This is a genomic window from Bacillus sp. 16GRE42 (genome assembly GCF_019837435.1).
Lineage (GTDB): Bacteria > Bacillota > Bacilli > Bacillales > Bacillaceae_G > Bacillus_A > Bacillus_A wiedmannii.
Genome location: NZ_JADAXF010000001.1, coordinates 2,236,857 through 2,261,537, shown reverse-complemented (window position 1 = coordinate 2,261,537; position 24,681 = coordinate 2,236,857). Strand labels below are relative to the sequence as shown.

The following is a 24,681-nucleotide window of genomic DNA, read 5'->3' as shown; positions in this document are numbered from 1 at the left end:
AAAACATCGTATATATTGCGATGTTTTTTTATTTTTCTACAATGAAATCTTTAAATGAAATATATTTCATCTGCATTTTATATTTATATCTCTTGCTTATGCTAGTGATACATCCGATGCGAAGTGATGTAAAACGTATAAAAGGAGAGAAATAAAATGAAAAAGAAACTATTACCAATTTGTGCAATGGCACTTTTAACAGTGGGATATTCTTCAGTAGCAAGCGCAGATACTGGAACAGTAACAAAGGAAGAAGCGGCGCAACTGCAGCAAGATAAAGCGAAAAAAGAAGCAGCGATTAAGGAACAGCAAAAGAGTGAAGAAGAGAAAAAGAGAATAGCGCAAGAACAGTTAAAAAATGATATGGCAAAAAAAGAAGCGGCACAAGTACAACAAAAAAATGGTGCGGTAAAAAAAGAAGTAGCGAAGCTAGCTGTACAAGGTGAAAAATTACCAAACACAGCATCCAATAATGTAGCAATGATGGCATTAAGCGCATGTCTTGTAGGGATAGGGACATTATTTGGTTTGAATCGTCGCAATAAAGTTAAGGCGTAAATAAAATATTGTCCTATAAAGAATGGAATAATTTCATATATTAAAAATGGTAGGTTATTCCTACCATTTTTGACATGGAGGGATGAACATGAAGTTACTCAATTATATCGGTATCATATTGATGGCCATAGGGCTATTCACGGGAGCATATTACGCTATGGAATGGTATAAAGGAAAAAGCTCTGCTCAACAATTGACGAAAGAAGAAATAAAGAGTCTTAACAATATACAACATAATAAACTTTCTCATGAAACAGCTGTGACTTCCCAAGTGCCTTCTTCTCAAACAGAACATAAAGAAGGAGAAAAGGTAGCACTGTTAAATATACCGAAAATAAAGAAGAAGTTTTCTATATACTGGGGAGCGGATGATGCAACGTTGAAGAAAGGAGTTGGAATGTTCGTTAGTGATTTAACGACAACGCCATCTGGAGGGGGACATACTGTACTGAGTGGACACCGGGATACTGTATTTACAGATTTAGGAGAGTTAAAAGAAAAAGACACTCTTGTTTTAGAGTATGATAATAAAACTTACACATACGAAATTCAAAAGATATGGATTACCCATGCGGATGATCGTACTGTTATTATAAAAAAAGAAGAACCGATATTAACACTAACGACTTGCTATCCATTTGATTATATAGGTGATGCACCAGATAGATATATTATCGAGGCGAAGTTAACGGCTAGTTATTCAGAATGAAGTGATAGTTTCTGAAAACGGAAGGGGGATACATAAGTTATGTCAAAAAACATTTTAATTGTGGAAGATGAAGATATTTTGCGTGAAATATTAAAAGATTATTTTTTGAGCGAGCAATATGTAGTGTTTGAAGCAAGAGATGGGAAAGAAGCTTTAGTTGTATTTGAGGAAGAAGAGGTTGATTTAGTTATTTTAGATATTATGTTGCCAGAACTCGATGGATGGTCTGTTTGCCGAAGAATTAGGAAGACGTCTGAGGTGCCTATTATTATGCTGACGGCGCGCGTAGATGAAGACGATACGTTACTTGGTTTTGAACTTGGGGCAGATGACTATGTGACGAAGCCGTATAGTCCACCCATTCTATTAGCAAGAGCGAAACGATTATTAGAAAGTAGAAAAGCATCGAAGAAACCTTTAGAGAACGAAGATGATACGTTATCGATTCATGGCATCCACGTCCATTTTCCGTCACGTACTGTTACTGTTGATGAGGCAGATGTTAGTTTAACGCATACGGAGTTTGAAATATTAGTGTATTTCATGAAAAACCAAGGAATTGTACTAACAAGGGAACAATTAATTTCAAGAATTTGGGGATATGAATTTGCTGGTGATGATCGAACGGTTAATAGTCATATTCGTAATTTAAGAAATAAATTAGGAGAGAAAGCAAAGTGCATTACAACTGTAGTACGAACAGGTTATAAATTTGAGGGAAATGTATGAGAAAAGGGATTGTACTAAAATTATTTACCCTCACAACAGCATTATGCATGTTAATTTTAGTGACGATATTTATTGGACAAACGATATTTTTTAAACAATATTATGCGAATCGAAAAGTAGAAGATATTAAAGTGAATTTAAATACTTTTGAGAAGAATTATTTGAATTATGCAGGAAGTGCAGAAGGAATTCAGAAGCTGGAGCAAGATTTTTTAAGAGAAAATAATACGTGGATTACAACGTTAGATCAGAATGGGAATTTAAAACATGCGGATGATTTTTATTTTGAAGTAACAATAAATCGTATGCAACAAAAGAGCTTTGGACAACAAATATTCAAGATTCCCTTAGGTAATCTCGTCAATATAGAGGAGATTGATAATAAATCATCAGAGCAGTTTTTAGGACAAGAAATTTATTTTTCTGGAGTGAGAAAAGAAGATAGTTTTATTCCATTCTCTTTTTCTTTATCTAAGCAGAATTTAAGCGGATCTAATAAACCGTTAGAAAAAGCATTTAATGAGAAAATGAGTAAATTATATGAGGAGAAAAAGAAAGCAGTCGGGGAACAAGTTGTTAAGGAGAAGAGGCCGGCCGTTCAGGAGCAAGCTGCCCAAGAACCAGATTTTTACATAGGAGGACGTGTTACAAAAGTACAGTTACCAGATGTAAACGGTCCTGTGAATCCAATTTATAAAAATAGCATATTTTTAGATAATATTAAGGTTTTTCAAACTGATTTATTATTAAAAGAGAACAAACAGATACAATATACAACACAAACAATGGACGATGAAAAGAATGATATAAAATATAAATTATTAATTAAGCCAATAAAAGAAAAAGACGGATCAGTAACATATATTTATGCAATGGCTTCTTTACAGCCTGTAGATGAAGCAGTACAAATGGTGCAAGATTACTACATTTACATCATTGCATTTGTAGTCGTTCTCATTTTTCTAGCTTCGTTTTATTATTCAAAACAAATTGCAAAGCCGTTATTAAAAATAAATGATACGACGAAGAAAATAGCACACTTAGATTTCACAGAACAAATACCGATTACTTCAAAAGATGAAATTGGTGATTTATCGAAAAATATTAATGTATTATCTAATAAGCTCCATTCGCATATTGGACAGCTAGAACAAGATATTGAAAAGGAAAGAAAGTTAGAAAATACGCGGAAAGAATTTATTTCTGGTGTGTCGCATGAATTGAAAACACCGCTGAGTATTATGAAAAGCTGTATTTCTATTTTAAAAGATGGAGTAGCTGAACATAAAAAAGAGTACTATTTTCAGGCGATGGAACGAGAAGTAGATAAAATGGATACTTTAATTTTGGATATGCTTGAGTTAGCTAAATTTGAGTCAGGTACATATAAAATGAAAAAGGGTTTATTTTATATTGATTCAGTAATTGAAGATATATGTGAATACCTTTCTGTGGACATAGAGAAAAAAGAACTTCGTGTGCATAAAAATATATGTTCAGTTGAAGTGATGGCAAATCAAAGTCGGATTGAACAAGTCATCGTAAACTTCATTACGAATGCCATACGTTATACACCAAATAAAGAGGATATTATGATTTCCACAATAGATGAGCAGGATCGTATAAAAGTGTGTATTGAAAATAAAGGTACTCACATTGAAGAAGAACAATTAGATAAAATTTGGGACCGTTTTTATCGCGTGGATGCAGCTCGTCAGCGTTCACAAGGTGGAACGGGTCTTGGGCTAGCTATTTCTAAAAATATTTTAGAACTACACGATGCTGAATATGGGGTAAAGAATACAGAAGACGGTGTATTATTTTACTTCTACTTACCAAAAAAAGCGTAGATGGTACATGCTACGCTTTTTTTAATTTATTTTCATATTATCTTTACCTAATCTTTATTTTTAAACAGTATACTTTGGATAGAAAATGAGGTTATGTAAGGAGTCGATGAACCGTGCATAGCAAGTGGCTAAGTATAATGGTATTTATTTTCTTTTGTGCATTTATTGTATTTTTAATTGATATTACGATATGAAAAAAGAGCGCTCATTAAGCGCTCTTTTTGTTTGAATTTATTTGATAAGCATTGATGCTCTTGAATAAGCGTGGTGAAGTAAGAAATAAAAAGATAAGTAAAACGGTACATAAAATATAGGAACCAATCATTGTGCTACCATTTACGATTAATGAATATAGAACAGCTGATTGACCTTTCGGTGCATATTGTCCCCAAAAAATAATACCGGCGATAAAGTGACAGAAGTAGCGAGCAAAGCTACCAACAAATGTAGCAAGAATAATGTAACCAATAACTTTCTTTCCTGCGTTTTGTTTTGAAGAAGGTTTTTCTTTACGGCTACCTAAACTGGATTGTTCTGCGTTATTTTCATTAGAAGTTAAAAGTGCCTTTTGAATTGGACGATAGAATAAACCAGCAAATCCAATGAATGCGAAAGCAACGAAGTATTCAATTAGTACTTGAATTGGTGTGACAATAATGGCATCGCCTACGACAATTTGTAATAATCCCCAAATTAAGCCTCCTAAGAAAGCCATTTTGAAGCCCCAGCGGTATGCGATAATAAAAATAGGAATCATAGCGAATGAAATGGAACCACCTGTTGAAAGTTTGATTGATAATAATGGAAAAATGTCGATGACCAAGGCGAAGGCTGCAAGAATAGCAGATTCGATCATCGCTTGTAAATTGGTGTTACGCATGTTGTCTCCCCCTAAATCCAAGTTGTACAAAAAAGAATAGATATCATAGGAGGATACGAAATACGTAAATAAAAAAGAGGTATGTATTTCGGACGTTTGCACAATCCCTGCGTTAGCATTAACTAACAGGTTCGAAGGGTCGGAACGAAGTGTTCCCTCTCAGCGGCATGGCTCCCCCAGTGATAACGAGATTCTTTATTTGCTATTGTTTATTGTAAGCGAAATGGATGAGAATGGCAAATGAATGTAGTATGACAATTATTGAAATAGAATTGTAGTGAAATGTTAATAAATATGAAGCAAAAGGGTATAGTACAAGAGAAATAGAGTGTGCTATAATTTTTCTGAAAATAATTATCATTCTCTTTTGAGGGGGAAGGTTATGAGCTTAGTAGATATTAAAATCGGTGAGAAAGTGCTAGTAAAAAGTGTTCAGTCTTTAAATCATTTACTAAAGAGAAGATTGGCTGCTTTCGGTCTTTCTGAAGGAAGTGAACTTCGCATGAAGCAAAAGGCGATGTTCAAAGGTCCTTGTACATTGGAGTGTCGTGGACAGTTAATTAGTATTCGTCATTGTGACGCGAAAATGATAAAGGTGGAATTAGCGTGAATAAGGTAGCTTTGCTAGGGAATCCAAATACAGGGAAGACATCATTATTTAATGCACTTACTGGTTCTTATGAGTATGTAGGAAACTGGAGCGGTGTAACAGTAGAAAAGAAGGTTGGTAAATTAAAAGATAAGCAAGGAACATTAATTGATTTACCGGGTGTTTATGATTTGAATCCAGTTTCGCGTGATGAAGGTGTCGTTACGAATTTTCTACTAACAGACGAATTTCATCATATGTTAAATATAGTGGATTCTTCGCAATTCGAGAGAAATATGCATTTAACGTTGCAATTACTTGAATTTGGAAAGCCGGTTTCGATTGGATTAAATATGGTCGATGTGGCAAAGCAACGAGGCATTGTAATTGATGTAAAACGATTATCAGAACTATTAGGTGTAACAGTCGTTCCTGTCGTTGCAAGAAGTGGAAAAGGCTGTGAAGAACTACTTGCGACTCTTAAAGAAAATGACAAAAACGAGAAAAAACCATTCATTATTTCATATGGTGTACAAATGGATGAAGGTATTGGAGAGGTAATAGCTCTTTTAGAGACAGCGAATTATAAGCACCCAAGGTGGTTAGCTCTTCAATTTTTAAGCAATAACGAAGTAGTAGAAAAAGAAATGAAAGCATTACCAATTTATAAGGAACTTGTAGCCATTCGATCTCGCTTAGAAGGAAAACTTGATTGTACGTTGGAAGAGCACATTTACAAAACTCGTGAAGCGTATATTGAAAAGTTAAAAACAAATGTTATGAAGCATGAGAAAGAAGGAAAAATTCCTTTTTCGGAAAAAATTGATAGACTAATTACGCATAAAATTTTAGGACTTCCAATCTTTTTAGCAGTTATGTTTTTTATTTTTCAGGTTACGTTTACGTGGATTGGTACACCTTTATCCGATATGTTAGATGGCTTTTTTGGTGGACAGCTTACGGATTGGGTGACGGCTGGGCTCACAAGTGTTGGGGCTTCTGATTTTATTCAAGCACTCGTTACAGAAGGTATTATTGCTGGTGTTGGTGCGGTATTAGTATTCGTTCCACAAATCTTTGCACTATTCTTTTTCATTTCATTATTAGAAGACTCAGGATATATGGCGCGAATTGCAGTTGTTATGGATCGAATTATGGAGTTCTTCGGTTTAAACGGAAAAGCATTCATTCCGATGATTATCGGTTTTGGATGTAATGTTCCAGGTATTATGGCAGCGAGAACGATTGAACAAGAAAAAGAACGTTTACTTACAGTTCTTGTAACACCATTTATGTCTTGTTCAGCGCGTTTACCTGTATATGCATTATTTGCGGGAGTATTCTTCCCTCATAGTCAGGCAACTGTTGTGTTTTCTTTATATGTTGCAGGTATTGTTCTTGCATTACTCGTTACAAAAATCATGTCACTTACTATTTTAAAAGCAGAAAAATCTATTTTCGTCATCGAACTCCCTCCTTACCGCGTGCCACAAGCGAAAACGTTATGGTTAAGCACGTGGGAGAAAGGGAAAGGATTTGTTCGTAAAGCAGGTACATTCATCTTCGGTGGTTCTGTTGTCATTTGGTTATTAAACTATGCAGGTCCATCAGGATTTGGTGTTGATATGGGAGACAGTTACTTAGCGATGATTGGTGGGTTTATCGCACCACTATTTGCACCGCTCGGCTTTGGAACATGGCAAGCGGCAGCATCTCTTTTAACAGGATTTTTAGCGAAAGAAGTTGTCGTTTCTACAATGGCAATTATTTATGCGGTGAAAGAAGATGTGCTAGGAAATGTTATGGGAGCACATTATACTGCGTTATCAGCATATGCATTTATGTTCTTTATTTTATTATATGTTCCATGTTTAGCGACAGTAGCCGTTATTAAACGTGAAACAGGGTCAACGAAGTGGACGATTTTCTCTGTCGTGTATCCGCTCGTCGTTGCTTATGTATTAACGCTCATTATATACCAAGTTGGATCCTTACTCGGATTCTAGAAGGAGATGTATTAGAGTGATGGTCAATATTATAATTGGAGCTATCATTTTTGGTTATGCAGCATACACGTTAGTTAATTTTGTAAAGAGAAGTAAAAAGGGAAAATGCGCAGCATGTTCTTTAAATAAGTCATGTCAGTCGCAAACTTGTAGTCCGGATATGGAGCAAATTGCTCACAAATAACAAAAAAAGCTTTGCGAATTTCGCAAAGCTTTTTTTTGTTATTTTTTAATTTTTACAAGTTGAGAAGCTTCTACTCCATTTGCTCCAGGTAGCTCTTTGCTTGGGTCTTTATCAAATTTCAAAATACCTACAGATTTTTCTTCACCTTTTACATTTACATATGTTGCATCATCAACGATAGCAAACATATCTGCATAAGAACGGCCATCACCGATAATTGTGTTGCCTTCATATTTTAATTTTGCTCCATCAAGCGTAGCATTTTCTACTTTCTCTTTTGCAAACAGCACGCCTTCTTCTTCTGTTACAGCTGGTAATTTATCGATTGCCTTTGTATCATCATTTTTATCAACTTTTTTAAGTAGTTCTTTCTTAACAAGTTCATCACCAGTTTTCTTATCCATTACAAGTACTTTTTTACCCTCTAATGTTGCCATTTTCATTTTATAAAAGTCTTTTTCTTTTACTTCTTTCTTATTTTGATCTGTAATTTTTTGAACTTGTTCTTCTGATCCGTATAATACTAATCCGTTCGCTTTTTCTCCTAATAAAGAACAACCTGATAATGCTCCAAGTGAAATTGCTGCTGCTAATCCGATTCCTACTAATTTTTTCATGATGATTTCTCCTTTTATATGTTTTATAGTAAATACATTTTTGTATTAGTTCTGAAATGATGAGAAGCTTGTTCGTTGCTGCTGGTATTAGTGTATAAGAAATATTGCAACGTAACTATCGAGTTAGCTTACAGTAAAATTACAATAATGTAATTTAGTGAAAGTGTATAAAAATAAGTCAATTCTGAAGAGGGTTAATGAGAATATATTAGGAATACAATGTTTTATCTAGAATGTCATATTATATTGGCTGTATTTTGGAAATAACATGTAAGGACATATTAGTTTTGTTATAATAAACACATAGGCTGTAAAAATGAATATTCTTTACTGTTAAGGGAGATTTTTCAGTTTTCCAAGTAGTGAATTTGAAATATGAGGTAAGTCATAGGAGGAATTAGAATGTCTGTATTTAAACGATTACGAGATTTAACAATGTCGAATGTATATTCATTAATTGAAAAAGCGGAAGATCCAGTTAAGATGACGGATCAATATTTACGCGATATGCAAGCGGATGTACAAGAAGCTGAGAAAAGTGTAGCAGCTCAAATTGCACTTGAGAAGAAATTCAAAATATTATTTGAAGAGCAAGAAGCACTTGTGAAAAAACGTGAAGAGCAAGCTCATATGGCTGTTCAAGCAAGCAATCTTGACCTTGCGCGTCGTGCTCTTGAAGAAAAACAAAATGCAGAGCAAAAGATGAATGAATATAAAGCAAGCTATGAGCAAAATAAAGCTGCTGCTGATAATCTTCGCCTGAAGCTAGAAGAAATGCGTAAGCAATTAACAGAGCTGAAAAATAAACGTGAAACACTTGTAGCACGTGTAAATGCGGCGAAAGCACAAAAGAATATTAATCAGGCGATGTCTGGATTTGATTCAAACTCAGCAAAAGCTGGTTTAAGCCGTATGGAAGAGAAAGCTCTTCAATTAGAGGCTGAAGCAGAAGCAAGTGGCGAAGTTTATAAAAAAGAAAAGTCACTAGATGATGAATTCGCAAGCTTAAATAAAAATTCTGCTGTTGACGATGAATTAGCTCGTATTATGAAGCAGTATGAGAAATAATATAGAATAGACAAAGAAACCGACATGTCTGAAGAGAATTCATGTCGGTTTTCTATTACTTTTTAGAGGAGGTTTTGCAATGACATGGACAAATGTGTTAGCCATGCTTGTATGGACTGGAGCAAGTGCAGTACTTTTATTTGCAATTATGTGGGTTGATTCAATTTTTACTAAATACAATGATTTAAAAGAAATAAAGAATGGGAATACAGCTGTAACAACTCGTTTCGTTATGAAATTATTCGCGCAAGGGTACATTTTATCTCAATCCATAACGAAAGCAAACGACTTATGGCAAGCACTACTTGCATCAGCAGTTTCTTTCGTTATTTTATTAGTAGTAGAAATGTTTATTGAATTTGTGTTAAAGAAAATGTCTGGTTTAGATTTAGAAGAAGGTACGAAAGAAGGCAGTGTTGCACATGCGATGTTGGCCGGATCATTACATATCGTTGGTGCACTTATTTTAGGTGCTTGTTTATAAAGAGAGAAGGAGGGGGAAATCATGAGTTTATTTAAACGAATTAAAAATATAATGAAGAGCCCAGAGCCGCCGAAACCAGAGAAAAGTTTGTTAACGTTAGCTCCTGGCGATATGATTGAAGTTTCATTAGTCATGTACGAATTAACTGGGAAAACGAGTATGCATTCTCGTAAAGAAATTGTTTTAACACTGCAAGATGGGAAAGATATTCGTTATTTAAAAATTGAAGATCGTGAAAATACGTATTACAAATTATATACACCAATCGATGGTCGTTTAGATTCAATTGATGAAGTTCCGACGACAATTGAAATGGATGATACAGAGTACCATATGGAAGAGCAATATAACGGACGTGTTGTTGTGATGGGGAAAACACCATTCTCTGCTTCAGAGGAACAGTACATATGGGAATTCCAATCAGATAACCGAAAATTATTACGTATTGAATGGCAAAATGGTCGCACAATGATGTATGAGGGAGAAGCAATTATTCCTGCTGATGTACAAATTATAAGAGCAACGTAAGGGGGCGTAATCATGTCAAACCGATTGTTTACCATGATTAAATCGTTCGCGATCCCTATACTTGCTATCGTTCTATTACTTGTTGTTGCTGGATATGCCTTATCAGGTTGTCAAGGCGGACAGACAAAGTCGATTCAAGATCGTTATCCGCTAGAATCTGTCGCAAAAGAAGGTAAACAAGAATCTTACGTGTATAGGGCCGCCAATCGGTCAGTTCCTGAAGTCGCAAAGGAACTCATTAATGAAAGAGAACCGAAGCAAGCATCTAAAGAAGACGAAAATCAAATGTTCCTCGTTTATTCTGATAAGATTTATAACCTGCAAAAGGATAAAGAGAAACCTTCTGATACGTTAATTGAAATAAGTAATAAAGAATTTGTCCGTCAAAATTACCAACCATCCTTCCTGCAAGGATATATTATGGGGAGTATTTTAAACGATATATTCGGTTCACGAAAATCATCATACGGTGATTATCGCGGATATAATGACAGACAAAATCATAAACCGGTTATTCCAGAGAGACCGCCTACGAAAGAAGAAAAGAAAACCCCGCCTCCAATTACGAAGGAAGGGAAAGGATCTATCATTAAGCGAGGCGATAATGTAGATTCGAAACCTTCCGTAGGAGATACAGGAAGTATTACGAAAAAAGGAAGTAGTACACCTCCGCCTTCTACTGGAAGCAAAGGGAAAATTACAAAAACACCAGGTGGCTCGAGCGGATCAGATGTGAAGCCGAAATCATCTATTAAAACGCCGCCAAGGAATACATCTCCCCCGAAAACGAGGGTCGGTGGTTCAGGAAAGATTACGAAGCGAAGATAGTTAAAAAGATCGAAAAGTAGAATTTGCTTTTCGGTCTTTTTATTATGGAAATTAATTCCTTGTAGCTGATACAATTAAGTTATAAGGAGGAGATTATTATGACTATATATAAGGTTTAGTTTGATTATGTTCCTCGTCTTATTCCTCAGTTTATTTATTAGCACAACGATGAAATTTCACTTTGTAGTAGGTATTCTATGGATACTATGTACATGTACTCTCTTTCTATATGTTCCGCTTCGTTTTCAACAAGAAGTGCCCGCCTTTCAAAAATACGTAGCATGGATTAAGAGAGGAAGAAGATGGGGAGAGTAAAAATATATGAGCGATTATTAGAATATATCGACCGCAACTTAATAATAAGAAGAGGGTGTGCCAAATTGTTGGCACACCCTCTTTATTCATAATGATTAATGAATATCACGTTTCTTAAAGTTACCGCCTTTTACTTCTGCTACGTCATAAACTGTAATAAAGGCATTTGGATCGATTTCATTAATCAAATCCTTCATTTTACTTTCTTCTAAACGGTTAATTACACAAGAAATTTCTTTAAATTTCTCTCTTGAATAACCACCGTATACTTCGTTATACGTTGCGCTTCGGCCTAAACGATCACGAATTGTTTCTACCATTAATTCAGGTTCTTTCGTGATGATTTTAAATGTTTTCGAACCACTTAAACCAACTTCAACGATATGAATGACTTTCGAAGCGATAAAGTAAGCAATTGCCGAAAGGATAGCTCCTTGAAGACCGAATACTGTTGATACGAAAATAAATACGAACATGTTTAAGAATAAAATAAGGTCACTTGTTCCAAAAGGTAACTTACGAGAAAGTAATACAGCTAGCATATCGATTCCATCTAATGCGCCGCCGTTACGTAATGCTAGTCCCATACCGAAACCGATAATAATACCACCAACAACTGTAACGAGTAGTGTATCGCCTTCAATAATAGTAGGTATTCCATGCATAACAACGGTACCTATTGCTAATGAAGCAATCCCGATAATAGAATAAATTGCAAAGCTTTTACCTATTTGTTTATATCCTAACCAAACGAAAGGAATGTTAATAACTGCGATTAGAGCTCCTAATGGCAATCCAAATAATCTTGAACTAACGATACTTAAACCAGTCACACCACCGTCTGATACGTTATTTGGAATTAATACCGCTTCTAATCCGTATGCTGTGATAAATGCCCCAATAATAATCATCAAAGCTTTTGAAGCGATTTTTAGCTTATTGGGCTTGTTTTTGATAATTTTCTCCATGTAATTTCCTCGTTTCAAACTAGTTTCTTATTTGTTACGTAATTCACACCTAAATTTCATTTTAACATTTAATGTGAAAAATTTCTCCTTTAATGGATGTATGCAGGGAATATTATCACCATATTATCTTTAAAATATTTTTGAAATAAGTATAAGAAATCCCATCCTTATGAAAGGATGGGAGAATGTTAAGAAACAATAAAACTAAGGACTGTTAGGAATAAAGCGAAACCTAAAATAGTCCCGCACACTTTCATATGGCGCTTACGTCCTATTACAACAATTGCGACATATTCACGAATCATTGCGTTAGGCCAGTAATAAAATGCTGTTTTTGATCCAATTCCCTGGCTATTAAGACCAGCTTGTCTTGCATATATACCAGCGCGGAAAAGATGGAAGTTGTTCGTTGTAAAGATACTTCTATACTTACCTTCTGGTTTTAAAGAATCCATAATTTCTTTAGAGAACGACATGTTTTGATATGTGTTGACAGAGCGATTTTCCTGTACTGTATGTTCAAACGGAATTCCTTTTTCAACAGCATATTTTTGCATTGCTTCTGCTTCAGGAAGACCTTCATCTGGACCCTGTCCACCAGAGAAAATGATTGTTGGTGGTGTATTTACAGAGGCTTGTTTCCAATAAAAGTCGATTGCTTTATTAATACGACTTGCAAGTAAAGGTGGTACTTTATCATTAATTAAGCCACTACCAAGAACGATGATGAAATCTTGATTACGTCTTGGTCTATTGAATTGATATAAAAAATATGCGCTTAAGAAGTTAGACAAATGTACAAAGAAATACATAGTTATAAGCGAAATCGCAGTAAAAATAAATTGAAAATGCTCTGAGAATAAATTTGCTGGATTTATGATAGCGAGCATAATAAAGAATAAAATCCCTAAAGCAGCAATTAAAGTTAAAGAGTTTGTGAAGCGTCTTCCTTCACGTTGCATTAAAATTTTTGCATTAAGAAATAGTCCAAACATTAAAGCGACTATAGCAAAAGGTATCATTACAATTAGCGCTAACATGGGAATAATAACGATAAAATGTAAAGAGTTACTACCAGACTCATATGAGGCTATAGCGCAAAATAATAGAAATGAACAGAAAAAGGCATTAAATAAAAAGCCATTTATTATTTTTCGTGGATCTTTTAAATATGAGATAAGAAAAATAATAAACAATATAAGAGGAATGATTCCAAAATACATAAATATAGTACACCTCAATTTGTAAAAGAATTTGACATACCTTTTATATTACATGATTTTATAATTAAAAATGAAAGGAAAAATGATTTTGAATTTTCTCAATAAAATGTATGGATACATATGTTAAAATGTATGTAAGGCGATATATTAAAAGTAAAATGGTTGAAAAGGCACTCTATGGAGTGTCTTTTCTTTTTTTCATGTAATTATGCATATTATATTTATTTTCAAATGAAGAGGATTAAAATATAAGTGGTAGGCAGACTATATAAAGCAGAATTTCTTACAAACATTTCCCTCTACTTTTTGTATCTAACAATCGTATAACAATAAATAATTCTGTTTTATAGTGTCTGTTTATGAAAGGTGTCTTCTTTGAAGACGCCTTTTTGTTGTTTAGTATAGATAGTTTCTACTGTTTACATAGTGGAAACTATCTATACTAAACATTAGCAATCTTCCGTATAAACATTATCAATTTACTATATATTCCAGTGGTGTTAACCTACATATGAAAGGCTTTCTTTTTCAAAATATTACCCCTAATAAATTTTTGAAGAAGTCAACTGTCTCCAAAATTGCCATTCATGCTTAGCAAAAAAGAATCCTGCTGGATTCTTTTTTGTGTTCGACATAATGTGACAAAATATATTAGAATAATTTGTTATATTGTTAAATGATTATTATAGGAAAGAGAAGGAGACTCAAATATGGGATTTAAAAAATTAATTTTAACAGGTGCAATTGTTGCAACTACAGCATTTACTTCAATTGGAACAGCACAGGCAAGTGCAGATTTTAAAGATGTTCCAAACAATCATTGGTCTTATAAAGCAATTATGGATTTAGCAAATAAAAACGTTGTTGCTGGATACGGAAATGGGATTTTTGGATTTGGTGATGATGTAACACGTGAGCAAGTTGCAGCTCTTATGTTCCGTCATTTAAAACCGACAGTAAAAGAACAGTATAACAATCCGTATAAAGATGTTACGGATCGTTCAACTATGTTTAAAAAAGAGATTCTTGCTTTAACAGAGATGGGTGTATTCGTTGGAGATAACACAGGAAAATTTAGACCGAAAGATTCGTTAACTCGTGAAGAAATGGCACAAATTTTGACAAGGGGATTCCAATTGCAAATAAGAGGGGATCATAATTTCCCGGATGTAGATAGAAATGGATGGGCGAATCCTGCGATTACTGCAATAAAATCAAATTATATTACGGCTGGAACTGGTGATGGTAAATTCGCACCTAAAATGCATGTAAGTCGTGAGCAATACGTTCAGTTCTTATATAATGCAACGTTACCATTTGAAGAAAGACCAGGAGCAAAACAACCACAACCAGAAGTGAAGCCTGAAGTAAAACCGGATCCGAAACGCTTTGCTAATTGTAAAGAAGCAAACGATGCTGGATATTATGATATTACAAGAGAGAGTCCGTATTATGGTAAGCATTTAGATCGTGATGGCGATGGAATTGCTTGTGAAAGAAATAAAAAAGGGAAATAAGAAAAAGCACTCAGTCTGAGTGCTTTTTCTTATTTGTACATGCTATTTTTTTAGGCGATTCTCATAAAATAAAAGTAACGAAATGAAAGTAGGTGACAAAATGCCATCAGTTGTGGAAGGCGTTATTATTGAAAACTGTAACGGAACGATTAATTTAGGAGATAAATATAACGTGCAGCCGATTGAAAAAACGAAAGCTTATAATGGATCAGGATCATCGAATACAGGAAAAAAAGTACAAACATTTAGTGGTATTAGTACAGCAGATGTAAGGGATAGCGATGCGAACGATCAAGGAATACAGTTTACTTTATAGATAAATATGTAAAATTGCATAAAATGATGAACTTGCCCTGTGCTACAATCTAGCTGTGAGCTGTTCATGATTCTTCTGTATTATAGTTGTTAGATTGGAAATATAACATCTTATCAAAAATCATACGTACAAAAAAGGCACTTCAAACGAAGTGTCTTTTTTATTTTAGTGATACCCTTTAGCAGAGTCTTTATGAATTTTATTTTTAAAGATACTGTAGCTCCAAAGTTGATATCCAATAACAATTGGTACCATAACCATTGCAACGAAGAACATAATTTTTAAGTTTAATTGACTACCAGCTGCGTTATATAACGTTGTACTATAAGCGTCGTTAATACGAGATGGCAACATTCTTGGGAACATACCTGCAAATCCAGTTGTCATAAACATTGCGATTGTTAAGCAAACGAATGTGAATGCAAGACCGATTTTATGTTTGTACACCATAATAAGTGCGAGTACACTCATTAACATTGCAAGTACTGGCAGAATGAATAGTACAGGATATTCTGTGAAGTTTTGGAATAAATTTGTACGATTTGCAGTTGCTACATAGAAAATAGCTAAAATAATAGCAGCTGCCATTGAAAATGGTCTTGCGATTTTATAAGCACGATCAGATACTTCACCAGTCGTTTTAATTATAACCCAAAGGGCACCAGATACGACGAATATAGCTGTGAAGAACAGACCTCCTAAAATACCGTAATGATTTAATAAGCTAAGTAAATTTCCTTCATAGCCATTTTTTCCGATTTGTAGTCCGTAATAAAGGTTAGCGAACGTAACTCCGAATAAGAAGGAGATTAGGAAACTACCAATTGTAAATGCCCATTTACAAGTTTTTTGCCAAATTGGTGAATCGTCTTTATGCATAAATTCAAGTCCAGCAGCACGAGCAAACAGTGCGAGTAATACTAAAAATAGTGGTGTATATAAATAACTAAACATATTTGCATACGTGACTGGGAAGGCAGCAAATGTTGCGCCACCAGCTGTAATTAACCATACTTCATTACCACCCCAGAATGGGCCAATTGCTTCTTGTAATTGATTTCGTTCTTGTCGGTCTTTCGCAACGAAAGGAAAAATCATTCCGTTACCAAGTGCATACCCATCAAGAATGAAGTAAACTGTCCAAATCACGCCCCATAAACCAAACCAGATGATTGCAAGCATATCATGAGACATGAGCTGCACCTCCTTCAGTAGCAGGTTCTTCTAATGCTGCTGGTCCTTTTTTCGCGAACTTTAGCATTAAGTATACGTCTGCGATTAAAAGTAAAGTATAGAACAAGATTAAACTAATTAATGAGAACCAAATTTGTGGAACAGATATAGGTGATACAGATTCTGCTGTACGCATTAGTTTATAAACTGTCCATGGTTGACGACCTACTTCGGCAACAATCCAACCAGCGTTAATTGCGATATATGGTAGTAAGACCGACCATATTGTGATTTTTAAATAACGTTTTGAGTTTTCTAGTTTTCCTTTTCGGTTTAAGTAGAAACCGTACCAAGTTAATGCCATAAAGAACATACCAAGTGCAACCATTAAGCGGAAGCTATAGTACACGAGGTTAACATTTGGACGTTCATCTTTCGGGATATCCTTTAAACCAACAATTTCGCCATCAAATGAGTTTGTATAGAAGAAACTCCCTAGTTTCGGAATCGTAAGGAATTCAAAGTTCTTTTCGTTTTTCACATCAGGAATTTGAACAATCGAGAAGCCTTGTCCTTTTCCAGTTTCCCAAACCGCTTCCATCGCAGCTCCTTTTGCTGGTTGATATTTAGCTGCTGATACACCAGACTGATGACCCATAAACGGTGTAACAGTTGCAGCGAATAAACCTAACATTAAACCAAACTTAAATGATTTTTTGAAGAATTCAACTTCATTTTTGCGTAATAAATGATAGGCACTAATTGCCATAACGAAGAAAGCACCAACGATATAACAACCAATTACAGTATGGAAGAACATGTTCCAAGCATATGGATTTGTCACAAGTGCCCAGAAATCATTTAATTCAGCGCGGCCGTTACGTACGACGTAGCCAACAGGGTTTTGCATAAAGCCGTTTGCTGTAATAATCCAAAGGGCGGAAATATTTGTTCCAAGTGCAACCATCCACATACAGAAGGCACGGAACTTTGGTGAAATTTTGTCTTTACCGAATAACCATATTCCCATGAAAGTAGATTCTAAGAAGAAGGCAACGAGTGCTTCGATTGCGAGAGGTGATCCGAAAATATCTCCCATATATTTGGAGTACTCAGACCAGTTTGTTCCAAATTGGAATTCCATCGTAATCCCAGTTATAATCCCCATTACGAAGTTAATTGTAAATAATTTACCCCAGAAATTTGCCATTTTGCGGTATGTTGGATTCAATGTGCGGGCGTATTGAGTTTCCATACATGCTACTAAAATAACAAGTCCGATTGTCAAAGGTACAAATAAAAAGTGATAAAAAATAGTAATTGCAAATTGAAAACGACTCAGTAACAGAACGTCGGACATAATAAATATTCACTCCTTTTTTACATTATCTACAATCAGTTTATAGTGAAAAAACGTTTTAAATAGGGGGGACTTGTTACAAAGGTGTGTGTATATTTTGAAAGAATTATGTCGGTTATCTGAAAATATCTTATTTTTACTATAAAGCAATATCCTTTTTGAGTTTTTTAAATTTTGGTACACTATATAAGTAATGTAAATGAGAGAAAAGAGGGTTCTTTACTATGAAGTCATTAGAAGAGATTTTACAATACAATGAAAAATTTGTTGAAGAAAAAAAATATGAAGAGTACGAAACAGGTAAATTTCCAAACAAAAAGATGGTAATTATCTCTTGTATGGATACTCGTCTTGTTGAATTATTACCGAAAGCGATGAATATGCGTAACGGTGATGTGAAAATTATTAAAGTAGCAGGCGCTGTTATTTCCCATCCGTTCGGAAGTATTATGCGTAGTATTTTAGTTGCTGTATACGAACTTGGTGCTGATGAAGTTTGTGTAGTTGGCCACCATGATTGCGGTATGGCTAAAATTCAAGCGAGCAGTACAATCGAGAAGATGAAAGAGCGCGGTATCACAGAAGAGAAATTAGATACACTTCGTTATTCTGGAATCGATTTAGAAAGATTCCTACAAGGATTCTCTAGTGTAGAAGAAAGTGTAGAACATAGCGTATCAATACTTCGCAACCATCCATTACTTCCTGAAGAAGTACCTGTTCACGGTCTTGTTATAGATCCTGACACAGGAAAATTAGATTTAGTTGTGAATGGTTACGATAATTAAGAATTTACTTTGTCATCCTTTTTATCTGGGACAGGATCAAATCCTCCCGGGTGGAAAGGGTGACATTTTAATATCCGCTTACAAGTTAGCAAAAAACCTTTTAGGGCACCATGTTTTTGAAATGCTTCTAATCCATAATGCGAGCAAGTTGGATAAAAGCGGCACGTTGGTGGTGTCATTGGAGAAATGAATTTTTGATAGAAGCGTATAATCCCAATAAAAATCTGTTTCATAATGGTCTCCTTTTCCGCATAGTCTTAAAGTATTATAGCACGACTGTACATAATACTTTACTAATGTTGATTTCCGTTATATCATATTGGATATAACGGAATTAAATTAAAAGCGGGAGAGATGTTGTATGCCATCAGTAGAAAGCTTTGAATTAGATCATACGATTGTAAAGGCGCCTTATGTAAGACATTGCGGAGTTCACAACGTAGGAAGTGACGGTATTGTAAATAAATTTGATATTCGTTTTTGCCAACCGAATAAACAAGCAATGAAACCAGATGTTATTCATACGTTAGAACATTTATTAGCATTTAATTTACGTAAATATATTGATCGTTATCCGCATTTTGATATTATCGATATTTCACCAATGGGCTGCCAAACAGGATATTATCTTGTAGTAAGCGGAACACCAACGGTTCGAGAAATTATTGATTTATTAGAACTAACATTAAAAGATGCGGTTCAAATTACAGAAATTCCAGCTGCAAATGAAACACAATGTGGTCAAGCGAAGCTTCACGACTTAGAAGGAGCTCAACGCTTAATGAACTTCTGGTTAAGCCAAGATAAAGATGAACTTGAGAAAGTGTTTGGATAGAAAGAAAAACTGCCTGTGAAAGGGCAGTTTTTTTATTTGTAGAAATGTATGTTATGAAGAGTATTGACTTTAACGTATACGTCAAAGTTTATAGTAGGGATAAATAAAGTAAGTAAAGGGAGGAAATGATGGATAAGTATAGCATTGGCGAAATTTCAAAAGAAACGAATGTAACGACGAGAACACTTAGATATTATGAGGAAATTGGATTGTTAAGGCCGTCTTATGTTGCTGACTCAGGATATCGTTACTATTCAAAAGATGATGTAATTACATTGCAGCAAATCACAACTTTTAAAAAGCTTGGTTTTAAGCTTTCAGAAATAAAAGGAGTATTAAAAGAAGCAAAGGGGATTTCAGAAGAAGAAAGATGGAAGAATGTGATTCAAAATGAAATTCAAACAATACAAGGGGAAGTAAAAAGATTACAGGATTTAGAAAAGCTACTATATACAACATTTCATTCCATTGAATTAACAGGAGAGCTTAGAACAGAAGATTTAATGTTATTTATAAAATCAGTACAGGGAATTGATCAGAGGGAGAAATTTTGGAAAAGATATTTTAATGAGGAAGAGCAGCAGATTATTCAGGGCTTACCAACATTTGAAGAAAACGATAAAAGAACGAAAGAGTGGCTGCAAGTATTAAGAGAAATTCGCGAGCGTATAAATGAACCAGTAGATTCACCAGAAGTTCAACAATTGGCGGAGAAAGTAGTGGCTTTTTCCATGCATATATTTCAAGAAGATGAACAATTAATAAATAAGTATTGGGAATTAATTAGACCTGAAGAGGGGGAGATTGCAAAAGTATATGGACTTGATTCGGAAACAATGAAGTATATAGATGAAATGGTAGATTATTATTTGAAAAAGGAGGAAGATAAATGACAGCTATGCAAAAAGAGAAGCTATATGGAAAGGAGCATGCACGATTAGAGCGGCAATACTTTTGTAAACATGTGGGCATTTTCATTCTTGCGCAGCTTTTATTTATTTTTCTAATAGGGCTTGTACCAGCTCAAGAGTTACCAAGTGGATCTTATATTCTTCATATGAAAGAATGGATTTTGAATAAACAAATAGGCTTTTATAAAAATGAAACTATTAATACCATTATCAGTGTTTGGACATCGGTACTTATGATTCATTTTATATGGGCGATGTCCTACATTCTTTTTCCAAAAAAGAAACGTAGCTCTTCAAAACAAGAAATACGACAAGAGGTAAAAGAAGAAGTGAAAAAGAAAAAGGAGATTAGTACAAATAGGGCGTGGCTGTATTTAGTATTTGGAGGCTTAATCGAAATATATTGGGCAACGGGATTAAAAACAAATTCGATGAGTATTTTGACACTTATTGCAATTTTAGTTAGTTTTCATCTATTAATTGAAGCAACTAAAAGAATCCCAATTGGAACGGCATATGCAGTATTTACTGGAATTGGGACAGTGGGAACGATAGTAGTAGATATTTTATATTTTAAAGAGCCGTTCTCATTTATTAAAATTTTCCTTGTTTGTTTATTAGCACTATTTATTATCGGATTGAAATTTAGTGGTGACAAGGAAGAGGTGAAATAAAATGGCGTGGATGTATTTAATTATAGCTGGACTTTTTGAAATTGTCGGTGTAATTGGGATAAAGAAAGTAGCAAAAGATAATAATTGGACGAATAATATTATTTTAATAGGTGGATTTATTATTAGTTTTCAATTTTTAACGATGGCACTCCAAGAAATTCAGTTATCAATTGCATATGCAGTTTGGACTGGGATTGGGACGCTCGGGGCAGCAGTTGTCGGTATTTTATTCTTTCAAGAGCCGAAAAATGCTTTTCGGATTATTTGTATCGTTGGAATTATGGGGGCGATTATTGGGTTGAAAATGGTGAGTTAAAGAAGAGCAAAACATGCTCTTCTTTTTTATGAAAGTATACTAGACACCCCAACATATAAAATAAAGGCAGAACCGAGAAAATAAACAAATGCTTTTGCTTTTTGCCGCTCTTTTATTTCATCGATTCCAAAAAGGATAAACATAATACTCAAAAGGATAAAAACGTATGGTAAAAGCATAGGGATATTTGCGAAGAAGCTAAATAGGGCGAGAATAAGAGCGATAGTAGCTATTATAATTCGAATGTTTTTAAACATATAATCCTCCTTTAAAAGAACATTATAAATGGAATAACAAAAACAATCGTAAAAAGACTTAAACCGATGCTAATAGCTCCAATTTGTTTTTGTTGTTTTTGAATCGTCTCAATTCCTACTAAAATGCCATATAAACTAAAGAGGAACAAAATGATAGGTGAAAAGGTTTGAAAGTTCATTGTAAATGTGCTGTATAAACATAAGATCAAAGTAATAAAAACGATGGTTAGCTGTAATTTTCTTATATGCACTTTAACCTCCTAGTAGAAAGATAGTTATTGAGAGACAAAAATTATAATAGCAACGCTTAAAGTGAATACGCCAGAAAAGAAGGAGAGTGTACTATGTACTTTCTTTTGTTTCTGTTTTTCTTCGGCGCTCAGGATGAAGGTCATAATAGATAAGGCGATGAGCATATAAGGCATTGTAACAAGTGCGTTTGTAAATATTACGGATAGGGCGAGAACGATGACGATAAGACGGATATAATGCGAAAGGTTTTTAGCATACAAATCTCCACCTTTTTAAATAAATTATTTACCGAAATAGTTCTGAGAAGCTAAGAAATAAAGCACCGGCTCCAGCTATGAAAGCAAGTATGCTGCTAGATTGTCTATGTTTTTTTATTTCTCCTAGCGCTACAGTGAAAGCCATTAATCCTAAGGAAATGAACATATAAGGCATAATGTCTCTGTTATCGCTAATAAATCCATAGATTGCGATAGATAAAGCGATAAGTGCAAAAGTAATTCGAGCTCCTTTTAACATAAAGTCTCCTCCTTCTATTTTATGTAGGTAATGATGAGAACAATCCAAGAGGAAGCTCCAGCAGCAATACAAATAAAGTCTGTTCCTGAATCCTTTTTCTTTATTTGTTCAATTGCGATGAGAAACAGTAAAGCTCCTAATAGAGATTGTGAAAGTGGTAGAAAGTTATGTTGACCTGCCAGTAAACGAATACTGAATATGATGTGGGCTAAAATAAGTAGTATATGAAGCGTATTATGAATTCTTCTTGCTGTTTTTTGTATAAGGGTTATCTTCTGGCTTATCAACAGAATGTTTATAAGCGTAGCCTTTATTAATTGTCATGACGGAGAGTACTAGTATGACTAGGACGATTATAATACCGATAATTAATATTTTGAACATGGAATCCCTCCTTTTCTTTATTTTACATAATTTTGTAATTGATGAAAACAATAGAAATTAAAAGGATGAAAGAAGGGTGTTACATGGAGACGAAAAAAACATATTATATATCAATAGGAAACGGTCAAATTTCACAAGTGAAGACGGCGGATACGTATAATTTTGAGATTTCCGCAAGTGATGAGGAAATTACGGAGTTAAGAGAGTACTTTGATCAAGCATATGTAGAGGATTTAGGTTCATTTGTACGTTCTCACGTTCCATTTGTTGAGTATCATCACGATTCGAATAATGACCGATATGATGAACAACTACAAAAAGCATATAAAATGATTTACGATTTAGGAAATCATGAGACGAAAGAATTAGTCGCGCAAATGGGAATAATCAATGGATTGTAATTGGATAATATTATGCAGAAAAGCGAGAATATGCTACAATTTGTGGTAGGAAAAACTTGTAACCATCAATAGGGGAGTAATGGCATGTACAAATTTAAAGATTATTACCACAACACTGTACAATTATCGTTTGAACGTTATCCATTTTCTCCTGAGCCAAAGCATGTTTGGGTTGTATGCCGGTACGGGGATCAATGGTTATTAACGCATCATTTACGTCGCGGTCTTGAATTTCCAGGTGGTAAAGTAGAACTAGGGGAAACACCGGAAGAAGCGGCAGTTCGAGAGGTTCATGAAGAAACTGGCGGCATAGTTTCTGATTTAACTTACTTAGGACAATATAAAGTATCTGGAAAAGACAAAATAATCATTAAAAACATTTATTTTGCAACAATTAGTGCGGTAGAAGAACATACGCATTACGAAGAAACGAAAGGATCTGTTTTATTAACAGACATTCCTGACAATATTAAAACGGATAGAAAATTTAGCTTTATAATGCGTGACGATGTACTGGCGCGCACGATGAAACATATAGAAGAAATCGGCTGTTTTACGAAGTAAAGTGGCCGGTTTCTTTTTTTGTGTGCAAGAATAAATGTAAATATATATTTACATCATTTTGGGTATATTATACAATTTTGTAAATATATATTTGCGTTTTAGGAGGGGAAAGATGGATAAAGGAAAAGAAACGACTGTTACTGTTTCGATGGTTAAATTAAATTTCTATTCATGCTGTATAGCATTCGCTCTGGCGATTGGAGTTAGTTTTTTACATTCACTTCTTTCAGGCGGGTTTCAAATTGAAATTACGTTACCAACCCTGTTTCTTTTTATTATCGCAATGATTGTTCTCGTTTGTATTCATGAAGCGATACATTTAATAGGGTTTCGCTATATCGGAGGCGTTCCATGGAGTGAACTGAAATGGGGTGTTAATTGGAAATTAGGTGTTGCATATGCTCATTCTAAACAGGCGATTACAGTAAAGCAAATGAAGAAAGTGTTAATGCTGCCGTTTTTACCAACTGGAATTTTGCCAATTGTAATTGGGTTAGCTACGAACGTGCAATCCATCTCATTTTTAGGGATTTTACTAACAGCAGGTTGTATCGGTGACATTGCTCTATATCAAAAAGTATCAAAGTTTCCAGAGGATGCGCAAGTTAAAGATCATCCGAGTAAACCGCAGTTTACAGTATATGAATAATAAAGGAAGGGGAGGCGTTTTTGAAAAACGGCCTCTTTTTTGTTTGTCAGCTTTTGTCGGTAAGTCGATATATTGTAAAAATCGCTAATATAATTTTCTAGAGATTGGCGCCGATCTACTAATGTTCCATCTAAGTCGAAGAAGACTGCTCGAATCATGGCCCCCCTTACAGTTTATTTAATTAAGTATCGCATATTCGTTAGAAATTGATTATGATATTTTTGTAGAATGG

Annotated in this window: 34 protein-coding genes, 2 pseudogenes and 1 riboswitch; of the genes and pseudogenes, 22 read left to right on the top strand and 14 right to left on the bottom strand. The window is 34.5% G+C overall.

Annotation, left to right across the window (positions count from 1 at the left end; translation table 11 throughout):
• Nucleotides 1–156 precede the first annotated feature (156 nt).
• From ILS93_RS11845 to ILS93_RS11830, 4 genes are all read left to right on the top strand, one after another.
• Entirely contained in the window at nt 157–558 is a 402-nt protein-coding gene (locus ILS93_RS11845; RefSeq protein WP_222660495.1) for an LPXTG cell wall anchor domain-containing protein, read from the top strand.
• Between the two features lie 88 nt (nt 559–646).
• Complete coding sequence (locus ILS93_RS11840) at nt 647–1,267, top strand: class D sortase (RefSeq protein WP_098101764.1); 621 nt, start codon at nt 647–649, stop codon at nt 1,265–1,267.
• A gap of 39 nt (nt 1,268–1,306) precedes the next feature.
• Nucleotides 1,307–1,996 carry a response regulator transcription factor gene (locus ILS93_RS11835; protein WP_064474474.1) on the top strand — a complete coding sequence of 230 codons (690 nt, stop codon included), beginning with the start codon at nt 1,307–1,309 and terminating at the stop codon, nt 1,994–1,996.
• A complete protein-coding gene (locus ILS93_RS11830; protein ID WP_098101762.1) occupies nt 1,993–3,846 on the top strand; it encodes a sensor histidine kinase in 1,854 nt (617 codons plus the stop codon). Before ILS93_RS11835 ends, ILS93_RS11830 begins: the two co-directional genes overlap by 4 nt.
• Before the next feature lie 208 nt (nt 3,847–4,054).
• Here ILS93_RS11830 and ILS93_RS11825 read toward each other — a convergent pair whose 3' ends face one another.
• The gene (locus ILS93_RS11825; protein ID WP_088047679.1) at nt 4,055–4,726 is read right to left on the bottom strand and encodes an energy-coupled thiamine transporter ThiT; all 672 of its coding nucleotides are present in this window, start codon (nt 4,724–4,726) and stop codon (nt 4,055–4,057) included.
• Between the two features lie 86 nt (nt 4,727–4,812).
• A riboswitch (TPP riboswitch) is annotated at nt 4,813–4,914 on the bottom strand.
• Nucleotides 4,915–5,108: 194 nt separating this feature from the next.
• Between ILS93_RS11825 and ILS93_RS11820 the strand changes: the two genes are divergently transcribed.
• Genes ILS93_RS11820 through ILS93_RS11810 form a run of 3 tightly spaced genes read left to right on the top strand, consistent with a single transcriptional unit; the run spans nt 5,109 to nt 7,505 of the window.
• Nucleotides 5,109–5,336: a FeoA family protein gene (locus tag ILS93_RS11820; RefSeq protein WP_222660493.1), complete on the top strand. Its 228-nt coding sequence runs from the start codon at nt 5,109–5,111 to the stop codon at nt 5,334–5,336.
• Nucleotides 5,333–7,321 carry a ferrous iron transport protein B gene (feoB, locus tag ILS93_RS11815; RefSeq protein WP_064474477.1) on the top strand — a complete coding sequence of 663 codons (1,989 nt, stop codon included), beginning with the start codon at nt 5,333–5,335 and terminating at the stop codon, nt 7,319–7,321. The genes ILS93_RS11820 and feoB overlap by 4 nt, the downstream gene beginning before the upstream one ends.
• Nucleotides 7,322–7,337: 16 nt before the next feature.
• Nucleotides 7,338–7,505, top strand: coding sequence for a FeoB-associated Cys-rich membrane protein (locus tag ILS93_RS11810; RefSeq protein WP_000989597.1), 168 nt, complete (start codon nt 7,338–7,340; stop codon nt 7,503–7,505).
• Nucleotides 7,506–7,543: 38 nt separating this feature from the next.
• Here the strand turns inward: ILS93_RS11810 and ILS93_RS11805 are convergent, their stop codons facing one another.
• On the bottom strand, nt 7,544–8,122 hold the full coding sequence (locus ILS93_RS11805) for a lipoprotein BA_5634 family protein (protein WP_064474478.1): 579 nt from the start codon (nt 8,120–8,122) through the stop codon (nt 7,544–7,546).
• Between the two features lie 402 nt (nt 8,123–8,524).
• Between ILS93_RS11805 and ILS93_RS11800 the strand changes: the two genes are divergently transcribed.
• From ILS93_RS11800 to ILS93_RS11780, 5 genes are all read left to right on the top strand, one after another.
• Nucleotides 8,525–9,190 (top strand): PspA/IM30 family protein, encoded by a 666-nt coding sequence (locus tag ILS93_RS11800; protein ID WP_000110287.1) that lies wholly within the window; start codon nt 8,525–8,527, stop codon nt 9,188–9,190.
• A 79-nt stretch (nt 9,191–9,269) separates the two neighbouring features.
• Nucleotides 9,270–9,674, top strand: a complete 405-nt coding sequence (locus ILS93_RS11795; RefSeq protein WP_000220323.1) for a DUF350 domain-containing protein — start codon at nt 9,270–9,272, stop codon at nt 9,672–9,674.
• Between the two features lie 21 nt (nt 9,675–9,695).
• Entirely contained in the window at nt 9,696–10,202 is a 507-nt protein-coding gene (locus ILS93_RS11790) for a DUF4178 domain-containing protein (protein ID WP_222660490.1), read from the top strand.
• Between the two features lie 12 nt (nt 10,203–10,214).
• On the top strand, nt 10,215–11,030 hold the full coding sequence (locus ILS93_RS11785; protein WP_000071177.1) for a DUF4247 domain-containing protein: 816 nt from the start codon (nt 10,215–10,217) through the stop codon (nt 11,028–11,030).
• A 126-nt stretch (nt 11,031–11,156) separates the two neighbouring features.
• Nucleotides 11,157–11,345, top strand: a complete 189-nt coding sequence (locus ILS93_RS11780; RefSeq protein WP_064475077.1) for a hypothetical protein — start codon at nt 11,157–11,159, stop codon at nt 11,343–11,345.
• 95 nt (nt 11,346–11,440) lie between these two features.
• Here the strand turns inward: ILS93_RS11780 and ILS93_RS11775 are convergent, their stop codons facing one another.
• The gene (locus ILS93_RS11775; protein ID WP_000411242.1) at nt 11,441–12,313 is read right to left on the bottom strand and encodes a YitT family protein; all 873 of its coding nucleotides are present in this window, start codon (nt 12,311–12,313) and stop codon (nt 11,441–11,443) included.
• A 188-nt stretch (nt 12,314–12,501) separates the two neighbouring features.
• Nucleotides 12,502–13,536 carry a YdcF family protein gene (locus tag ILS93_RS11770; protein ID WP_000273522.1) on the bottom strand — a complete coding sequence of 345 codons (1,035 nt, stop codon included), beginning with the start codon at nt 13,534–13,536 and terminating at the stop codon, nt 12,502–12,504.
• A 710-nt stretch (nt 13,537–14,246) separates the two neighbouring features.
• Between ILS93_RS11770 and ILS93_RS11765 the strand changes: the two genes are divergently transcribed.
• Both ILS93_RS11765 and ILS93_RS11760 read left to right on the top strand, forming a co-directional pair.
• Nucleotides 14,247–15,053 (top strand): S-layer homology domain-containing protein, encoded by an 807-nt coding sequence (locus tag ILS93_RS11765; protein ID WP_064474479.1) that lies wholly within the window; start codon nt 14,247–14,249, stop codon nt 15,051–15,053.
• Between the two features lie 82 nt (nt 15,054–15,135).
• Nucleotides 15,136–15,369, top strand: coding sequence for a spore germination protein (locus ILS93_RS11760; RefSeq protein ID WP_033657613.1), 234 nt, complete (start codon nt 15,136–15,138; stop codon nt 15,367–15,369).
• Nucleotides 15,370–15,534: 165 nt separating this feature from the next.
• On the opposite strand, the gene cydB is transcribed toward ILS93_RS11760, so the two are convergent.
• Together cydB and cydA are read right to left on the bottom strand one after the other, a co-directional pair.
• Nucleotides 15,535–16,563 carry a cytochrome d ubiquinol oxidase subunit II gene (gene cydB / locus ILS93_RS11755; RefSeq protein ID WP_222660488.1) on the bottom strand — a complete coding sequence of 343 codons (1,029 nt, stop codon included), beginning with the start codon at nt 16,561–16,563 and terminating at the stop codon, nt 15,535–15,537.
• On the bottom strand, nt 16,553–17,902 hold the full coding sequence (cydA, locus tag ILS93_RS11750) for a cytochrome ubiquinol oxidase subunit I (protein ID WP_046956116.1): 1,350 nt from the start codon (nt 17,900–17,902) through the stop codon (nt 16,553–16,555). Before cydA ends, cydB begins: the two co-directional genes overlap by 11 nt.
• Nucleotides 17,903–18,126: 224 nt before the next feature.
• On the opposite strand from cydA, the gene ILS93_RS11745 reads away from it, so the two are divergent.
• Nucleotides 18,127–18,690, top strand: coding sequence for a beta-class carbonic anhydrase (locus tag ILS93_RS11745; RefSeq protein WP_000838167.1), 564 nt, complete (start codon nt 18,127–18,129; stop codon nt 18,688–18,690).
• Here ILS93_RS11745 and yidD read toward each other — a convergent pair.
• Complete coding sequence (gene yidD / locus ILS93_RS11740) at nt 18,687–18,923, bottom strand: membrane protein insertion efficiency factor YidD (RefSeq protein ID WP_016085830.1); 237 nt, start codon at nt 18,921–18,923, stop codon at nt 18,687–18,689. The two genes, ILS93_RS11745 and yidD, sit on opposite strands and share 4 nt — an antisense overlap.
• Nucleotides 18,924–19,051: 128 nt before the next feature.
• Between yidD and luxS the strand changes: the two genes are divergently transcribed.
• The 4 genes from luxS (at nt 19,052) to ILS93_RS11720 (ending at nt 21,426) form a co-directional block, all read left to right on the top strand.
• Nucleotides 19,052–19,525, top strand: a complete 474-nt coding sequence (gene luxS / locus ILS93_RS11735) for an S-ribosylhomocysteine lyase LuxS (protein ID WP_001141371.1) — start codon at nt 19,052–19,054, stop codon at nt 19,523–19,525.
• A gap of 128 nt (nt 19,526–19,653) precedes the next feature.
• On the top strand, nt 19,654–20,418 hold the full coding sequence (locus ILS93_RS11730; protein ID WP_222660486.1) for a MerR family transcriptional regulator: 765 nt from the start codon (nt 19,654–19,656) through the stop codon (nt 20,416–20,418).
• A complete protein-coding gene (locus tag ILS93_RS28950) occupies nt 20,415–21,110 on the top strand; it encodes a DMT family transporter (RefSeq protein ID WP_081257152.1) in 696 nt (231 codons plus the stop codon). Before ILS93_RS11730 ends, ILS93_RS28950 begins: the two co-directional genes overlap by 4 nt.
• 1 nt (nt 21,111) lies before the next feature.
• Nucleotides 21,112–21,426: a DMT family transporter gene (locus ILS93_RS11720; RefSeq protein WP_222660484.1), complete on the top strand. Its 315-nt coding sequence runs from the start codon at nt 21,112–21,114 to the stop codon at nt 21,424–21,426.
• Nucleotides 21,427–21,452: 26 nt separating this feature from the next.
• Here the strand turns inward: ILS93_RS11720 and ILS93_RS11715 are convergent, their stop codons facing one another.
• The 6 genes and pseudogenes from ILS93_RS11715 to ytzI form a co-directional block, all read right to left on the bottom strand.
• Nucleotides 21,453–21,683 carry a YczI family protein gene (locus ILS93_RS11715; protein WP_064474484.1) on the bottom strand — a complete coding sequence of 77 codons (231 nt, stop codon included), beginning with the start codon at nt 21,681–21,683 and terminating at the stop codon, nt 21,453–21,455.
• Nucleotides 21,684–21,694: 11 nt separating this feature from the next.
• Complete coding sequence (locus ILS93_RS11710; RefSeq protein WP_064474485.1) at nt 21,695–21,934, bottom strand: hypothetical protein; 240 nt, start codon at nt 21,932–21,934, stop codon at nt 21,695–21,697.
• Between the two features lie 24 nt (nt 21,935–21,958).
• Nucleotides 21,959–22,191, bottom strand: a pseudogene (locus tag ILS93_RS11705) (DUF3953 domain-containing protein).
• 29 nt (nt 22,192–22,220) lie between these two features.
• The gene (locus ILS93_RS11700) at nt 22,221–22,451 is read right to left on the bottom strand and encodes a YczI family protein (protein ID WP_098275334.1); all 231 of its coding nucleotides are present in this window, start codon (nt 22,449–22,451) and stop codon (nt 22,221–22,223) included.
• Between the two features lie 14 nt (nt 22,452–22,465).
• Complete coding sequence (locus ILS93_RS11695; protein ID WP_098275369.1) at nt 22,466–22,693, bottom strand: DUF3953 domain-containing protein; 228 nt, start codon at nt 22,691–22,693, stop codon at nt 22,466–22,468.
• Complete coding sequence (gene ytzI, locus ILS93_RS11690; protein WP_000472802.1) at nt 22,686–22,835, bottom strand: YtzI protein; 150 nt, start codon at nt 22,833–22,835, stop codon at nt 22,686–22,688. Before ytzI ends, ILS93_RS11695 begins: the two co-directional genes overlap by 8 nt.
• Before the next feature lie 83 nt (nt 22,836–22,918).
• Between ytzI and ILS93_RS11685 the strand changes: the two genes are divergently transcribed.
• The 3 genes from ILS93_RS11685 (at nt 22,919) to ILS93_RS11675 (ending at nt 24,449) form a co-directional block, all read left to right on the top strand.
• Nucleotides 22,919–23,236 (top strand): hypothetical protein, encoded by a 318-nt coding sequence (locus ILS93_RS11685; protein ID WP_000448410.1) that lies wholly within the window; start codon nt 22,919–22,921, stop codon nt 23,234–23,236.
• 84 nt (nt 23,237–23,320) lie between these two features.
• Entirely contained in the window at nt 23,321–23,800 is a 480-nt protein-coding gene (gene mutTA / locus ILS93_RS11680) for an antimutator 8-oxo-(dGTP/GTP)ase (RefSeq protein ID WP_000276386.1), read from the top strand.
• Between the two features lie 112 nt (nt 23,801–23,912).
• Nucleotides 23,913–24,449 carry a DUF3267 domain-containing protein gene (locus tag ILS93_RS11675; protein ID WP_064474488.1) on the top strand — a complete coding sequence of 179 codons (537 nt, stop codon included), beginning with the start codon at nt 23,913–23,915 and terminating at the stop codon, nt 24,447–24,449.
• Between the two features lie 71 nt (nt 24,450–24,520).
• Here the strand turns inward: ILS93_RS11675 and ILS93_RS11670 are convergent.
• A pseudogene (locus tag ILS93_RS11670) lies at nt 24,521–24,607 on the bottom strand (HAD family hydrolase); the annotation flags it as partial.
• Nucleotides 24,608–24,681: the final 74 nt, after the last annotated feature.